General features: G+C 36.3%; 14 protein-coding genes. 10 read left to right on the top strand and 4 right to left on the bottom strand.

The features are described from left to right. Nucleotides 1-126 precede the first annotated feature (126 nt). The 3 genes from D9O48_RS03015 (at nucleotide 127) to D9O48_RS03025 (ending at nucleotide 1,748) form a co-directional block, all read left to right on the top strand. Complete coding sequence (locus tag D9O48_RS03015; protein WP_126970432.1) at nucleotides 127-951, top strand: zinc ribbon domain-containing protein; 825 nt, start codon at nucleotides 127-129, stop codon at nucleotides 949-951. A 251-nt stretch (nucleotides 952-1,202) separates the two neighbouring features. Further along, entirely contained in the window at nucleotides 1,203-1,472 is a 270-nt protein-coding gene (locus D9O48_RS03020; protein WP_126970434.1) for a hypothetical protein, read from the top strand. A gap of 42 nt (nucleotides 1,473-1,514) precedes the next feature. Beyond that, entirely contained in the window at nucleotides 1,515-1,748 is a 234-nt protein-coding gene (locus tag D9O48_RS03025) for a hypothetical protein (protein ID WP_126970436.1), read from the top strand. 68 nt (nucleotides 1,749-1,816) lie between these two features. On the opposite strand, the gene D9O48_RS03030 is transcribed toward D9O48_RS03025, so the two are convergent. Both D9O48_RS03030 and D9O48_RS03035 read right to left on the bottom strand, forming a co-directional pair. Then, a complete protein-coding gene (locus D9O48_RS03030; RefSeq protein WP_126970438.1) occupies nucleotides 1,817-3,352 on the bottom strand; it encodes a DUF4189 domain-containing protein in 1,536 nt (511 codons plus the stop codon). 3 nt (nucleotides 3,353-3,355) lie between these two features. Then, nucleotides 3,356-4,645: a hypothetical protein gene (locus tag D9O48_RS03035; RefSeq protein WP_148114539.1), complete on the bottom strand. Its 1,290-nt coding sequence runs from the start codon at nucleotides 4,643-4,645 to the stop codon at nucleotides 3,356-3,358. A 526-nt stretch (nucleotides 4,646-5,171) separates the two neighbouring features. Here D9O48_RS03035 and D9O48_RS03040 point away from each other — a divergent pair. The 6 genes from D9O48_RS03040 to D9O48_RS03065 all read left to right on the top strand — a co-directional run bounded on the left by D9O48_RS03040 (nucleotide 5,172) and on the right by D9O48_RS03065 (nucleotide 11,698). Continuing rightward, nucleotides 5,172-5,492 (top strand): ArsR/SmtB family transcription factor, encoded by a 321-nt coding sequence (locus tag D9O48_RS03040; RefSeq protein WP_126970442.1) that lies wholly within the window; start codon nucleotides 5,172-5,174, stop codon nucleotides 5,490-5,492. Beyond that, nucleotides 5,489-6,451 carry an SRPBCC domain-containing protein gene (locus D9O48_RS03045; protein WP_126970444.1) on the top strand — a complete coding sequence of 321 codons (963 nt, stop codon included), beginning with the start codon at nucleotides 5,489-5,491 and terminating at the stop codon, nucleotides 6,449-6,451. Before D9O48_RS03040 ends, D9O48_RS03045 begins: the two co-directional genes overlap by 4 nt. Nucleotides 6,452-6,620: 169 nt before the next feature. Then, nucleotides 6,621-7,031, top strand: a complete 411-nt coding sequence (locus D9O48_RS03050; RefSeq protein ID WP_126970446.1) for an NUDIX hydrolase — start codon at nucleotides 6,621-6,623, stop codon at nucleotides 7,029-7,031. A gap of 14 nt (nucleotides 7,032-7,045) precedes the next feature. Then, a complete protein-coding gene (locus D9O48_RS03055) occupies nucleotides 7,046-7,900 on the top strand; it encodes a retropepsin-like aspartic protease (protein ID WP_126970447.1) in 855 nt (284 codons plus the stop codon). Nucleotides 7,901-8,104: 204 nt separating this feature from the next. Then, nucleotides 8,105-9,181, top strand: coding sequence for a helix-turn-helix domain-containing protein (locus D9O48_RS03060; RefSeq protein ID WP_126970449.1), 1,077 nt, complete (start codon nucleotides 8,105-8,107; stop codon nucleotides 9,179-9,181). 126 nt (nucleotides 9,182-9,307) lie between these two features. Then, a complete protein-coding gene (locus D9O48_RS03065; protein WP_126970451.1) occupies nucleotides 9,308-11,698 on the top strand; it encodes an outer membrane beta-barrel family protein in 2,391 nt (796 codons plus the stop codon). A 74-nt stretch (nucleotides 11,699-11,772) separates the two neighbouring features. On the opposite strand, the gene D9O48_RS03070 is transcribed toward D9O48_RS03065, so the two are convergent. Together D9O48_RS03070 and D9O48_RS03075 are read right to left on the bottom strand one after the other, a co-directional pair. Further along, complete coding sequence (locus D9O48_RS03070; RefSeq protein WP_126970453.1) at nucleotides 11,773-13,434, bottom strand: hypothetical protein; 1,662 nt, start codon at nucleotides 13,432-13,434, stop codon at nucleotides 11,773-11,775. 436 nt (nucleotides 13,435-13,870) lie between these two features. Then, entirely contained in the window at nucleotides 13,871-14,125 is a 255-nt protein-coding gene (locus tag D9O48_RS03075; RefSeq protein WP_126970455.1) for a hypothetical protein, read from the bottom strand. A gap of 155 nt (nucleotides 14,126-14,280) precedes the next feature. Here D9O48_RS03075 and D9O48_RS03080 point away from each other — a divergent pair, with 155 nt between their 5' ends. Next, nucleotides 14,281-15,276, top strand: coding sequence for a glycoside hydrolase family 43 protein (locus D9O48_RS03080; RefSeq protein WP_126970457.1), 996 nt, complete (start codon nucleotides 14,281-14,283; stop codon nucleotides 15,274-15,276). The last annotated feature ends 39 nt before the right edge of the window (nucleotides 15,277-15,315 follow it).

The raw sequence follows: 15,315 nt of genomic DNA on the forward strand, positions 1-15,315 counted from the left end.
ACACAAAGCCTTTTAATCACTGATTAAAGGCTTTTGCTTTATATTGCACTTCTCTGATTTATTCCCCCTTTCTGATCTCTCCAATTTTATGCGGCTAATATTTTTGATTGCCTTAATGAAATTAAAATGTTACCACAAGTTTCTGAAAATTTACACAGCATACTCATTGCTATCGGTCTTTTTTTAGTAGGATATGCTATTTATGATTATACTAAAACTTTTAAAGAACACGACGAGGTAAAAACAACCGTATATGACTTACATGGCCGGCTTGACTCTGTGAGGATTGAAAAGAAAATTAATAGAATCGAGTCTGATCATTTATTAATGAACCTTTATGAACGACAGGGTATTAAACAAGGGATAAGCATTGACGATACGGCTTTTATTCAAAAAGTTAACCTGTTAACTATCAGTAGTAAAATAAAAGATAGTCTTGAATTGATTTACCTGCAATACCGGCATAAAGTAAAAGCATTATCAATCATTCAAAAGAATAGTATGGCAAAACACCAATATCTGAATTATATCAGAAACAAACCGATGGCTTATATTCTGACATGTTTGCTGATATGTCTTTGCGGTTTTGGTATTTTTTTTCTTGGCTATTATGGTATTCAAAAACAGCAATTATTGCGTGATAAAATTCTTTTGCATCAGCAAACCAGTTTGAGTGTTGATGTTGTCAGGTGTCAGAGTTGTGGTAAAAGATTTTCTTCAATGATCAGATATGGAAAAGAAAAAAACGGAAAACTCAGTAAATCGTTTTGCAACAGTTGTTACCATAATGGTAAATTCACCGAACCTGACCTCACTTTCGTGCAAATGAAAAACCGATCGCTTTATTCAGATGATGTAAATTTTTTTAAAAGAAGAAAAGTTGCCCGTATTTTAAAAAAGCTGGACAGGTGGAATAATGACCACTATGAAGATATATTCGATCGATTGTGATAGACTATCAGTAACCTGTATATTTATGTGAAAAATAATTTTGTTGGGTAAGATGCAGATAAATTTATTATATGTTTCATAAGGTAGTTACAGCTATTTGTTTAGATATTTGATTTATAACTCATGTTTTTGATAAGTAAAATGGAAGTGTATTAAAATGTAAGATTCAATCTGTGCAATATATTTTTTTGTGAATCTTTTGATTATATTGTTATGGTACCTCTACATTCTAACACTTTAAAATTTTACTTATGAAGAAATTCTTATGTGTTCTAACTGTAAGTTTTATCGCCTTCACTTCTTTTGTACCAGAGAAAAAATTAAGCGAACCTGCTGAAACAGCAGCTAGTTGTCCGGTAACTATTTATGACGTTATTCGTTATTACTGCGGAGATGTTTATGTGGGGGCAGTGAATACAACAGGTGATTGTAATCACCCTGTTATTCTTAATATTGTTATTGATCGTTCTGAACAACCTTGCACACATGATCATAGTGCACCCCCTGACGGACTCAACTAGTCTTTATTTAAACAGTATTTTTTAATATTTAAAAAGAATTTTATGAAGAAAATATTAGCGGTATTGTTTGTTGGTGTAGTTTTATTTACATCTTTTAAGCCTCTTCCGAAAGAGGAAAATGTTCGTTGCGTGGCAAATTTATACATTGTTCAACGGTTCTCATGTGGTGATTATTACAATTTTGTAGGACATGATCCGGGCAATTGTGCCGGTACTGTAATATTAGAGATCATTGGCCGTTATGATGACCCTTGTATTCATGATCATGAAGATTAAAGAAATCATTGATAAAACAAAAAGCACCGTTCAACGGTGCTTTTTTATAGTAATACTTATTTTTTGAATTAATCAGTCTTCACATATCTTTTCTGAACGTATCTGCCCGATGCATCTTTAACGTATACTTCGATACCTCCTGCACCAGCACTAACGAATGACTTACCTGATTTCGGTACGTGTAAAAACCAGAAGTTACCAACCTTCATTGTCTGTAATATATTACCTGTCTGATAGTCTAACACTTTGAATGTATCTGAATAATCAACTTCCAGTACTTTGGTATCATTTTCAATAAATGCAGAGTTGTATCCAAAACTGGCCAGTTTACCATATTTCTTCAGTACACTACCGGTTTTTACGTCTATTACTCTTGTATGATCTGCTATATAATTGTCTCTGTCATCCTCATCAAAGATAGACAGTGTTATTTTAGAACCGTCGCTGGAGAATTTACCCCCCTGTACATTTCCGCCGATCTTTACTTTCTGTATGAGTGCTCCGGTTTGTAATGAATTGATCTGTAAGTATCCCATTCTCGCCCCGAATGCAACGTACTGGTTGTTGGGAGATATCGTAACGTTGCCCATTCCGTTATAACTGGTATTATTGATGCTCTTGTGCAATTCCATTCTGTCGGCATCAATGATATAGTTGGGTGTTCTTTCTGAGCCATTCGAAACGGCAATCAGTTTACCATTACTGCTGATATCTATTTTCGGTTCTGAAAACTGAAGGTTCAACGAACCTACTATTTGTTTGGTTTTAAAGTTACGCTTAACTATTTTTCCTCCTTCAATGGTATAAAGATATTGGTAGTCGGGTGATAAAGCGGCTGCGTATACATATTTGTATTGCGCATTGCTCTGATCAAGTGTATGAATATCTTCATCGAAAACCAGATTTAATGAAGGAATTTCAAATATCTGAATTACCCGGTTGTTTCCAACAACGGTATAATACATTCCATCGGCAGTTAAAGTAGCGCTTTTGATACTACTCATTTTATTTTTTTTGCTTACAACCGGTAAGGCGTCACCGGCTTCGTATAAGGTACGGGCGGCTTGTGGTGATTTGGAGTTACAGGTCCATACATAATTACCGGGTACGGCTCCGTTACTTCTTCTGGCGCATTCGCGGTAAGCGATCTGATCTGCTTCTTCTCTGGTAGAAGCAACACCCCAGCCGTAAGCAGTTCCTACGCTGCCGTCAATGGTTCTGTAAGCTGCACAGGCTTCTCCGGAAAATACTAATACAACAGAGCAATTACCGCCTTTCTTTTCGCATTCTCTTACTGCTTTTGCTTCTGCTTCTTCTCTGGTAGAAAAGTCATAAGCAAACCCATAGTAAAATCCATTGGAACGGTCTATAGCCAAAGCGCCGATCTTTAATCGCTCATACTCCCGTTTATCAGCTAAATCCTGCTTAAATGCTTTTTCGTCATTGTCTTTTTCGGAACAGGCAGGACAAGGATAGTTTCCTGTTGATTGTTCTTTAGCGAATTTACAATTGGTAGGTGGAGTGAGGCGGTGTGCCTGTGCCTGCGCCCATTGTATTGAACAAAAAGTGATGAGTAAACAAGTAATATATTGTAAGAATTTCATAGTTTATTTGTTTTCATGAATTACAGGAGTACCATTTTTCTTTTCCGATCTTTTATCCAGTAAAGTTTCCAGTTCTCTTTCACGCTTTTTAATTTCTGCCTGCGTACGTTGGTATTTTTTATTGGCATTGCTGATTCTTCCTTTTACGATACCACTCCACAACAGTGAAGTAACTACCGTAGAAGCTCCTGCAGTTAACATAACTTTAGAGGTAGGTTTACTGAAGGCCGACTCTTCCTTGTCTAACATACCATAAGTACCCATCATCGTAGAGATTCCTCCGAAAGTAAGCATGAATGTGCGGATAAGTGCGCCGCCACTATAGGTTTTCGCGATCATGCGTTGACGATGTGCCTCACGTTCAGCCAGCATTACTTTCAACTGATCGTATGCCTTTACCTGATCATATTTCTGAGCGAATTCTTTGTTCCATTTGTAACGGTAACTGGCGTCAATATTAATATTTGTAATTGTACCATATTCATTGTTTCTGAAATCGTCACGTGAATATTTTTTCAGAAACGCAGTAGTCATCGTATCGATAATCAGATAGGAGTTATACTTTGTATAAGAGGTGGCAGCGGTTTTTAATTCAGTATCAATTCTGCTTTTTAAAATTCTGTATTCAGAAGCGGTTTTGCTATAATGGGCTAACTGTTGTTCGAAAGAAGATGCAACATCCTTAAAAAGATTCTGATAAATACCTACATCAGCGGCTATCATTTTTTTGGCTGTTTCTAACCGTTGCTCGATGGTTTTTGCAGTATTCAGATAATTGTGTACTTCTGAATAAATTTTGTTGGCCTTTCCTTTTGCCAATACATTCTTTTCTTCTTTGGCAAGGTTAATCAGTAATCCCAGTTTTACAAATTGATCCTCAAATTTATTTACATGACTGAAGAGGTAAACAAAATCCTGTTTATTACTTCCTGCCGGTTTGCCATTGTAAAACTGATTAACTGTAATAAGGTTAGAGGGAAAGTTTAAGATATAAACTTCCAGGTTACCTATTACGTTCAGGCCGATAGAGCTGACTCTGTGCAGTGGAATATCTTCAATTAAAAAAAGTGTATCTTTTGAAGCGGCCTGAGAATAGTAGCTTTGGCTGGCTGTCAGGTTATTCAGATAAACAATAAAACTGCTTTTGGCAAAACTAATGGTGTAACTAGTGTTCTCTGACTGATAACTTAAGTTATTGGCAGTGTATTGAATGTCTGAAACTTCTTTGGCAATTTTTTCAATACGTTCAATGTTTTCCTGCGCAAAAAGTGTTTGCGAGAGCAATATGGACATTGCTATAAAAAAAGGCTTCATTGGTACTTTAAAGTATTGGTTTAGTATTAAATATAGGGTAAGGTAAGATAGTCAAAGAAACATTAACATAAAAACAAATTGAAATATTGTTCTACATAATGGAATGTATAAAAAAGTATATATATAAATGTTTTTGATTCAGGTTTCATGTTTTTTATTTTGATATTTATCAAAGTATTATTATTGATAACGAAGGGGAATTATGATTACCCGGAATGAAAGCTGATAGTAATATATGGGCGGAAACAAGAATGAAATTGATTAAAAAGGGTAAAGTTGTGAGTATAAAAAACCTGAGGCAACGATATTTGATAATAGTGATAAAGTAAAGAGTGTATTCTAATAAGATACGAAAAAAAAATGGAATTTTAAAATATAATTATATCATTGGTTTTCAGTTTGTAAAGGTTGTTCAATCAAATTGAGCACGATTTTTTTGTTAAAACTGTCGGTTGTAAATAGAGATTTTTTATATTTGCAACTGAATGGTTGCAAATATATTTTTATGAGGAGAGATGTATTTCAGGCAATAGCCGATCCTACACGGAGGGCTATCATTTTTTTGCTGGCGGTTCAATCGATGACACCCAATGACCTGGCCACTCATTTCAAAACAACACGCCAGGCTGTATCTAAGCATTTGCAGGTACTGGCTGATTGTGATCTGGTGAAACAGGAACCGCAGGGCAGAACAATTGTTTATCATCTTCAATCTGAGAAAATGAAAGAAATTGAAGTATGGTTAGAGAAATTCCGTTCTCTGCTAGACAAACGTTTCGGGCAACTCGATCAAGTTTTAGAACAACTAAAAAATCAAAAACAATGAAACCTGCCATCCTGATGAACTTTTCTGTTGAAAAAGAAAAGAAACAAATTCATGTTGAAAGAAGCTTTGATGCACCCGTAACCTTGGTGTGGAAAGCATGGACGACAGCCGAAATTTTAGATAAATGGTGGGCACCACAACCCTATAAAGTAGAGACGAAAAAGATGGAGTTTAAAGAGGGTGGAAGATGGTTGTATGCAATGGTTGGTCCGGAGGGCGATAAACACTGGAGTTTTGCAGATTATATAAAAATAAATCCGGAAGATTTTTTTTCATGTAAAGATGGATTTTGTGATGAAAACGGCAATATCAATACTTCATTTCCACGTTCTGTTTGGAATCTTACCTTTAAAGCAGATGGTGAACAAAGTGTAGTGGATATTGTGATTCAATATGATCAGCTGACTGATCTGGAGAAAATAGTGGAAATGGGATTCAAGGAAGGTTTTACAATGGGATTGGAAAACCTGGATCATTATCTCAATACACAATTTCAGTTAAGAAAAGAATACAAAAAGGATGCTGCCAGAAGAGCTACTTTTTATTTAAATTTTCCCGGCAATACCGAAGAAGCATTACAGTTTTATGCATCAGTGTTTAATGGGAAAATTATAGGGGAGCTGAAACGTTTCGGCGATATAGAAGCTCCGGCGGGAACACCTCCGATGACTGATTCAATGAAAAAATTAATTATTCATGGGCAGGTTGAGTTATGGGAAGGGTTCATCATCATGGCAACCGATGCTCCTGAAGAAATGGGTTTTAACGTTACTTCCGGAAATAATATGCACATCAATATAGAACCTTTATCGAGAGAAGAGGCGAAAAGATTATTTGATGCATTATCAGCTGGTGGAAAAGTTGAACACCCAATAGGAGATATGTTCTGGGGAGCTTATTATGCATCTTTCACCGATCGTTATGGTGTTAACTGGATGATTCACTATCAACAGAAGTAATAATTATAGTTTTTATCATTTTATCTGTTTAATACAGCTGTAAAGGGAATGAAGTGATGAAGGGAATAAGATTAACTCTCTTCTTACTTCATTCTTTTTTTATCGGAAAGAGTGATAAAGCAGCACCTGTAAATAATCCATTTTATTTACATTTGCTGAAAGATTGTTTATGGAGCAAGTAGCATTACCTACAGCGGGATTGTTGATGCTGAAAGATAAGAAGTTGTTACTGACTTACAGCCGCAATAAAAAAGCCTGGTATCTGCCCGGTGGAAAAGTAGATCGTGATGAAACTTCAAAAGAAGCTTTAATCAGGGAAATTGAAGAAGAATTAAATGTGCAATTAGATCCTCAATTATTGACCTTTTGTTATCATATTACAGCTCCGGCTTATGGTGAAGAGCGTAATATAATAATGGAACAGGATTGTTATACTTATCCTGTAATGAACAATATTCAGGCGTCTAATGAGATAGAAGCGGTGAAATATTTTAGTGTGGAAGAGTATTTAAAAGAACCGGCACAGGTGGTAGGCGTGATCATGGCTTTTGACTATCTTCAGAAAGACGGATTTATTTAATTTAAACTTGATATATGCGTTTATTTCGTTTATGCTTATTGTTTGTATTGATCAGTTGCGGTAACAATACAAACCAAAAAACAACATCCGTACCTTTTGAATTAACCGGACAGGGACATATACTCATCAAAGCAACCGTAAATGGTGTAGAAGGAAATTTTATTTTTGATACGGGTGCAGGATTGAATATGTTCTTTAAGACTTTTGCTCAAAAGATAAACGGACAAAATCTGAAAAGATTTTTTATTGCACACCGATCTACCGGAGAACCTATAAAAGCATCTTTGTACAAATCAGGTGAAATAGTATTAGGAGGAGATGTGTATACCGATTATGATTATACGAATGTTGATTTTGATATTCCGGGGCTGGACGGTATTCTTTCTCTGCAAATGTTTATTGATACGGATGTTACCATCGACTATAATAAAAAAGAATTGATTTTCGGAGACGTAACCGGTAAAAATCAATTAGCTTCTATAGATATCCAGATTGCCGATTATGCCGGAAATGCATTGGATATTTTTACGATGGTTAAAATTGATGATAGCACGAATGCTCAGGTAATGCTGGATGCCGGTGCCGGAGCTGGTGTTTATTGGCTGAACAGAGATCTCATGGATACGCTCAAATTTAACTTTGAAGAGTTTGTGATCACTGAAAAAGAAAGTGATTTTGCGCCCGGGCATAAAAATACTTTTTACAAAGGCCAGATACAATCTATCAGTAGTCCGATCGCCCGCATCGAGCGTCCGGATGTAACTTTTGTAGACGGATTAATTTATGAGGGTAAATTCAGTATTGACTGGTTGGGTAAAGTGATTGCCATCAGTTTAAAAGATAAAAAAATATATCAGTTAGATAAATAAATATTCTCTGACGTTCAAAAAACGGTTTTTCGTTACTTTTAACAAGTATGGCGGAAAGCCGTTTTTTTTTGATCTTTTTAAAAGCAAAAAGATACATAAATGATTGAGAAATAGGCTCAGCTTAACATGAGGAGCCGCTTAAATATCTCTTGTATTATTGCTGTTAAATGATCTATCTTTAGTATGAATTTACAATGGTAATGAATGAATCTTTCAACCTACTTACTTTTTTTTGTGGGAGCCATTGGCGTTTTTAACGGCCTGATGCTGGGAACCTACTACACACTATTAGCCAAAAAGAAAAGCCTGGCAGGTATTCTTTTGGGCTGTTTACTGGTTGTGTTAAGTATCCGTATCGGCAAATCTGTTTTCATTTATTTTGATCCCGCTTTAGCAAAAATTTATCTGCAAATAGGATTGTCTGCCTGCTTGTTAATCGGTCCTTTTTTTTATTTCTTTATACGTGCGGCTATTGAACAACCCGCTACTTTACCCAAATCATGGAAAGTTCAGTTAATTATTGGTGCACTGGCTGTGTTGGCGGTCGGAATTGTTTATCCGTATGCTTTGTATCCCGAACTATGGGGTAGTTATATTGTGCAGGCGATCTATCTGGTGTGGCTCATATATATCATTTTGGCAGGTTGGTATCTGAAGCCGGTAATGGCCGCGTTTTTCAGAAAAGACAAGGATGTACAACCTGCGGAAAAATGGCTGCTGGCAGCTTATGTAGCTAATGTGCTGATATATTTGAGCTTTCAGTTTGCACTGCTGTTTAAGAACGGAAATCTTTACTTTAGTGGGGCCATTGTATTTTCATTGGTATTATACGGAATGATCTTATTCCGGTTTTATAAAGAAAAGAGCAATAAAAGTTTTTATCTACTGTCTCCGAAACCAATAGAAAAGAAAATTACCGAGGCTCCGAATCCGGTATTGGTGCAACGGATAGAAGCTGCGATGAAGGAGCAGACCCTTTACAAAGATCCGGCTTTAAGTTTAGCAACTCTGGCAAAAGCTGTGGAGCTGACCACTCACCAGTTGTCGCATATTATTAATGAGCAAATGGGCAAAAACTTTACTTCGTATGTAAATGACTATCGAATTGAAGAAGCCTGTAAAATGATGGCGGCCGGCCATCCGTTTTCTATCGAAGCTATCGGCTATGAAGTGGGTTTTAACTCTAAATCTGCTTTTTATACTGCGTTTAAAAAAATAAAGAATACGACTCCCTCCGCTTACAAAGAAAAGTATGGCCAGGCAGGTGCCGCTACTGCTTAGTTTATAAACGATTGGTTTTTAATAGTCCTGATTTATAAATCAGGACGTCTTCAACTATAAAGGAATACTTCGTGTCATTCTTCACCTGATACATTTGTACGGTTGTTCATCCGATAAATGTAAAACATGATGAGGGCTATTTTTCTTTCTTTACTTTGTTTTCTAACAGTAAAACAAGTGGTTCATGCACAGGTGCAATTAAAGGGACAGGTGATTAATTCTTCCGGTACACCCGTTTCGTATGTGAGTATTGTATTAAAAGAGGTTTTAGATTCTACTCTTTTGAAATCTACACAATCCGATTCGACAGGTTTTTTTGAGTACCGGAATCTTTCTGCAGCAAAGTATATTCTGGAAGCATCTGCGGTGGGTTATCAACCGTACGCGATAATTATTGATATATCTGCAACAATGCCTCAAATGGAAGTATCGGTTCTTTTAGAAGATGCCGGAAATATTTTAAGCGAGGTAGTCGTTCGGTCAGTGCCTCCGACTTTCAGATCAGCCAATGGCAAGATAGTGGTGAAGGTAGCAGATCATCCTCCATTCAAAGCATCTGCTAATTCATTGGATATTTTGTCAAAACTGCCGGGCATATTGGTGAATCCCGACGGTACTTTACTGGTCTCCGGGCGAAATGCTCCGGCTGTGTTCATCGATGGTAAACCGGTACCGATGAGTGCTGAAGAGCAGGATGCTTTTCTCAAAAGATTACTACCTGAAATGATTGAGTCGATTGAAGTGATTGAAAATCCTTCCGGACGTTATGATGGCCAGTTTAAGGCCATTATTGACATAAAACTGAAACAGCAACAGCAACAGGGAATCAAAGGCAGTATCAGCACAGCATTAAGAAAAAACTATTATTATTCTACCGATAATAACCTGAACTTATCATACCGGTTAAAAAAATCAATGTACTCTTTGGCGACCTCTTATGTGTTGGGTGATGATTATTACCGGTATACTGCTTTACAAAAGTTAGCCTCGGAAGATGATATGAATACTAATACGCTCACCAGAACAGCGAATAATAATTTAAACATGGTACTATCGGCCAATTACTGGCTGAGTCAGCAACATACACTCGATATATGGATTCGAACCTACAGAGCAGATAAAAATACTACCTCCGATAATAGTTTACAGTTCAGAGACCCTGCAGGAGAAATACTCAAGGGACGGTTTGAAACGCGGAATCTGTCAGATCCTCAGCAACTGAGTTATGCATTGAATGCTGCTTATACCTATCAGTTTTCTCCCAAAAGTAATCTGGTATTATTTGCAGCAACAAACGATGTAAATAATCAACAGAATGAAGATATTCAGATTGATGATTACCTGAAACAACTCCCTGAAAGTTATTGGAAAACAAAATTGCGTAACGTGATTCGTATCAGAAACATTCAACTGGATTATCACCGCACGAGTGAAAACAGTACCTGGGAAGCAGGTATGAAACTGGCGCAGGTAACAACTGATAATGATCTTCGATATGATACACTGGCACTGAACGGTGTCTTTGAAAAAGACCCGCGCCGTACCGACAGGTTTTTATACAACGAGTATATAACTGCAGGCTATTTGTCGTATGAATACAGGAAAAATGACTTTATAGTAAAAACAGATTTACGCTTAGAAAATACCCGCACAATAGCCAATAGTGAAACTGAAAATACCATCAGAAAAAGGAATTATCTCAACTGGTTACCAGGTGTCAGTGTTAGTTACCGGTTCTCGGATAGAAATAGATTGTATGTGGCATTTAACCGGCGATTAACCAGACCTGATTTTGCTCAGTTAAATCCATTTCGCTTTTATTTTAGCCCGTTAAATTATCGCGTTGGCAATCCGGAATTAAAACCCTCAGTAACTACAGCGTTCAATGTTATCTGGGATATAGGTGATCTACATGTAACAATGGCTGTTGGTCGTGAAAAAGATAAAATGATCCGCTATCCGGAGTATAACCGCACCAGTAATGAGTTGTTATACCTCGGAATGAATATTCCTTACAATGATTTTGGTAACCTTCAATTGTCGTACAGTTATTCCTTTCGATCGTGGTGGAAAGTGATTCAGAATGCAGGGTTATATTACAATAAAGAGCGTATGCCTTATTTGGGTAATATGTATGAAATCGGTGTATTGCATTACACGCTAAATGGTAGTCAGGTATTTACACTGCCTAAAGGATATACGGCAGATCTTAGTTATCGTTATTTTTCTAAAGGGGGAAACTCGTTATACGTGCAGGACGATTATGGGGCAATAGATGCCGGTATTCATAAAACATGGCTCAACGGCAAGTTAAATACCCGCATAAACATATTTGATATGTTCGGAACGTATATGGTTACTAATGAGTTCAGAGAATCGCAGATTATTAATAATCGTTTTACGCACAATGTTGCTGTTCGAAGAGTGGTGCTGACGCTGGCGTATCAGTTCGGAAAATCAAAACATAAAGAGCCGGTAAAGAGGCCGGTTGAAGAAGAAAGGAGAGTTAGATTTTGATCTGTTCTAAAATATAATTATACTAAAGGGAATCCATAAGGATTCTCTTTAGTATAATGTATTCATCTTTCACTTTAGAAATAGAATTTTCCCAATGTTCCTTTAGTTTTATTAAGATTGATCACTTTTAATCCTACCATATAGAGTGTGTTATCAGTATAAATGCTGTGCCGCGGCATCAGGATAGGCTTTTTCGAATTAGAGAATAATAGTTTTCTCGAAGTATTACCGTTGTTCATATCGATGGATACCATATAAGCCGCAGATTTTTTAAATTTTTTAATCAGCTTTGGCTTTTGTTCTACAGACGTGATTGCTCCGTTGACCTCATAATCGTTAAAAATAATCTGGAGATATTTATCCTGACTGAATGATAAAATTCCTGAATAATATGGTTTACTAGTGGTTTCTATGGTTTTGCCAACGGCGGTTGTCTTTGTTCGTCTTGTTTCTCCTTCATTGTGTGTCTCGCTCTGTTTTTTAGGAATTATTTTAAGCCATTCAATTCCTTTATCCGGTTTGATATTGCATATAAGAATTTCGCCGGAATCACAAATGGTCTGATAGTTTGTTGAAGTAGGTAAAAATGCACCGTCAGGGCGGTTACCGTAAGTTCTTCTTACTACCTTCACCTGATTATAGGCTTCAGAAACAATAATGATATTTCCGTCAGGAGAAAAATGAAGACTAATGAATTTCAGATAGGCTGAAAAGCCTGGCTTTGCTGTACCGTTAGTTACTGCTGATACCAGCATAGAGGGATTGATGTTTGTTTCAACATTACTAATAATATCTCCAGATAGAATATCGATTTCTTTTACTAATAAACCGTCAGTAACGTTTCCGGTCAGTTTATTACTGTAAAACGAAGTGAGAATAACTTTTTTATCTTTTAAGAAAACTCTTGTAGTATTCAAATTGATTCCCGGAATTTTAGTATCGATTACTTTTAGCTGGGTTCCGTTTTCATCATAAATGATGGTATTTAAATGAGAAAATGTTAGCGGTCTTTGTTTCTTTTTAACATTATCTATATTTTCATAAACTTTTCCAACGAGAATAATTCTATTGTGGTCAGTATAAATTAAATCTTCCACATCATAATTTTCCGGAGCAAAATTGTTCGATAAAACTACTTTTTTCGGAGTTGAATGGAAGTTCTGGTCAAATTTCGTAACGTGATAAGAGCTTTTTGATTTTCCTTCAATTCTGCTGGTTATAATCAGGCTGGTACTGTCAGGATTATAAAAGATGTTAAAATTAACCTCGTCTTTTTTATTGGCTTTTGTCAGTGTTTCTAATGAAACCCATGCTCCATCCAATTCACCTGTAGATTTATTGATGGGTGCAGCCTGTATGATTACTTCAGTATTCTTATTTTTTACTTCTGCAGCGAGTAAATAAAATTTTTTATTTAGTGTAACCAGTTGAATCAATCCTTTACCTTTTAAAGCACTGCTATAATCTTTATTGAAAACTTTGTTGAGCTGATTGTCTACTTTGATAAGTTTTCCTGAGGAACGATCGTTATATCCTATTAAAAAAAAGTTTTTAAGGGCATTATGCTCTACCTGAAAGTACATTCCTGATTCGTCATGTCCTAACATTTTAAAGTCTGTACTTTTTTTATTAATGACGAAAGATTTTCCAAATTCAGGTGGTTTTGCTATTGAAGATTGTGCTACTACATTGATAGTAAAAAATAAACAGAGAATCAACGGCAAGGAAAAACGCATGTAAATTTCTTTAGTGAAATAGCTTAACGTTAAAAATAGGGTAGAATTGTATTAGTTAAGCAAATAGAATATCGTATAAATTGGAGATTAAGATTTGTTGTAAGGAAAGTAAGTAGCAAATTAATTAAGCATAATAAATATATTTAATTAATAATTTCTTTTCAATCAGTTCTTAATGAGTTCATATTGGGCTATTACTTTTGCATCACAAATTTAAATAAGCCCAGTGGCAACGGATCATCTACGATCCGTTCCCGGCTGGCACAAGAATAAGTCTGACGATTTTTAAATATAGCGTTTAGTTTATGTATCTCATGTTCTGATAATAAGAGTCCAATATGTTCTACTGAAAAAACTATTCAAAAAAGCAGCTTCCGGAAGCTGCTTTTTTGTTAAAGAGTTGGAGAGGAGGTTTTTCTATTCGTTCCGGCAAAGTTTATGATGATGCACTTTTTTCTTTGATTGCTTCCAGTTTCGCCTTTCTTTTTTCAACGCCGGCTGCCAGAATTTTACCGGCTTTTCTTACTTTTTCATTGAACTTTTTTTCACCTATTACTTCTTTAAGATGTGAGAAGGTAGCAGTTAATATTTCTTCTGTTTCTTTGCGAAGGATTTGATTTTTTTCTTTCAGATTAGGTTTTTTTGCTTTTTCCATATTAATACTTGGTTTTGGAGCTGTGAATTTAATCATATGGCGATATTTCCAATGTTAAGTTTTGATGGCTCCCCGAATGGCTGAGCAACACAAATTTGAGTTGAGATTTATCTAAAGCTGGCTAAAAAATCTTAACTTTTGCTTTTATAAACGGTTCAGAAGGGTATTATACATTTAAAACCAAGGCACTCATGAAGAAATTACTGTTCTGCGTTCTAGTGACAGGAATTGTTTTTACTGCTTGTAAAATAAATAAGAAAACAGCCGGGGCTGTTGAAAAGGCAGGAAATCCGGTTTTTGAAGGATGGTATGCAGACCCGGAAGGCATTATTTTCGATAATAAATATTGGATATTTCCTACTTACTCTGCTAAATATACCGAGCAGGTATTTATGGATGCTTTTTCATCCCCCGATTTAATTAACTGGACGAAACATGAAAGGATCGTTGATACCTCTGCTGTTAAATGGATCTGGCGGGCTATGTGGGCACCGGCTATTGTAAAGAAAGACAACCGTTATTTTCTTTTTTTCGGGGGTAACGATATTCAAAACAACAATGAACCCGGCGGAATCGGAGTAGCAGTGGCTGATCGTCCCGAAGGTCCGTATAAAGACCATATCGGAAAACCTTTGATTGATAAAATAGTAAACGGTGCACAACCCATTGATCAGTTTGTGTTTAAAGACGCAGACGGAACTTATTACATGTATTATGGTGGTTGGAAACATTGTAATATCGTAAAACTTAATCATGATTTTACCGGTATCGTTCCTTTTGATGACGGCAGTTTTTATAAAGAAGTAACTCCTGAAAATTATGTGGAAGGTCCGTTTATGTTTATGCGAAACGGTAAATATTATTTCATGTGGTCAGAAGGTGGTTGGACAGGTCCTGATTATTCAGTAGCTTATGCGATAGCTGATAGTCCGTTCGGGCCATTCAAGCGTATTGATAAGATCCTTCAGCAGGATCCTGAAGTAGCGACGGGAGCAGGCCACCATTCAGTAATACACGAGCCCAAAAGTGATAAATATTACATTGTATATCATCGCCGGCCTTTAGGAGAAACAAACGGTAATCACCGGGTAACTTGTATCGAAGAAATGCGTTTTGATGAACAAGGACTGATTAAACCGGTGAAGATTACGTTTGAGGGAGTGGAGCAGAACAAAATTGAAAAATAGAGGTTAATCAATCAAGAAGGGAGTTACTCTTATAAGAGT

Source organism: Gynurincola endophyticus (genome assembly GCF_003991195.1).
In the GTDB taxonomy this organism is placed as follows: domain Bacteria; phylum Bacteroidota; class Bacteroidia; order Chitinophagales; family Chitinophagaceae; genus Gynurincola; species Gynurincola endophyticus.

What these genes read in the sequence shown, in the direction of transcription:
- D9O48_RS03025 (WP_126970436.1), top strand. Translation starts at nt 1,515, where the DNA reads ATGAAGAAAATATTAGCGGTATTGTTTGTTGGTGTAGTTTTATTTACA.
- D9O48_RS03035 (WP_148114539.1), bottom strand. Translation starts at nt 4,645, where the DNA reads ATGTCCATATTGCTCTCGCAAACACTTTTTGCGCAGGAAAACATTGAA.
- D9O48_RS03060 (WP_126970449.1), top strand. Translation starts at nt 8,105, where the DNA reads ATGAATCTTTCAACCTACTTACTTTTTTTTGTGGGAGCCATTGGCGTT.
- D9O48_RS03055 (WP_126970447.1), top strand. Translation starts at nt 7,046, where the DNA reads ATGCGTTTATTTCGTTTATGCTTATTGTTTGTATTGATCAGTTGCGGT.
- D9O48_RS03075 (WP_126970455.1), bottom strand. Translation starts at nt 14,125, where the DNA reads ATGATTAAATTCACAGCTCCAAAACCAAGTATTAATATGGAAAAAGCA.
- D9O48_RS03020 (WP_126970434.1), top strand. Translation starts at nt 1,203, where the DNA reads ATGAAGAAATTCTTATGTGTTCTAACTGTAAGTTTTATCGCCTTCACT.
- D9O48_RS03050 (WP_126970446.1), top strand. Translation starts at nt 6,621, where the DNA reads ATGGAGCAAGTAGCATTACCTACAGCGGGATTGTTGATGCTGAAAGAT.
- D9O48_RS03045 (WP_126970444.1), top strand. Translation starts at nt 5,489, where the DNA reads ATGAAACCTGCCATCCTGATGAACTTTTCTGTTGAAAAAGAAAAGAAA.
- D9O48_RS03030 (WP_126970438.1), bottom strand. Translation starts at nt 3,352, where the DNA reads ATGAAATTCTTACAATATATTACTTGTTTACTCATCACTTTTTGTTCA.
- D9O48_RS03015 (WP_126970432.1), top strand. Translation starts at nt 127, where the DNA reads ATGTTACCACAAGTTTCTGAAAATTTACACAGCATACTCATTGCTATC.
- D9O48_RS03065 (WP_126970451.1), top strand. Translation starts at nt 9,308, where the DNA reads ATGATGAGGGCTATTTTTCTTTCTTTACTTTGTTTTCTAACAGTAAAA.
- D9O48_RS03080 (WP_126970457.1), top strand. Translation starts at nt 14,281, where the DNA reads ATGAAGAAATTACTGTTCTGCGTTCTAGTGACAGGAATTGTTTTTACT.
- D9O48_RS03070 (WP_126970453.1), bottom strand. Translation starts at nt 13,434, where the DNA reads ATGCGTTTTTCCTTGCCGTTGATTCTCTGTTTATTTTTTACTATCAAT.
- D9O48_RS03040 (WP_126970442.1), top strand. Translation starts at nt 5,172, where the DNA reads ATGAGGAGAGATGTATTTCAGGCAATAGCCGATCCTACACGGAGGGCT.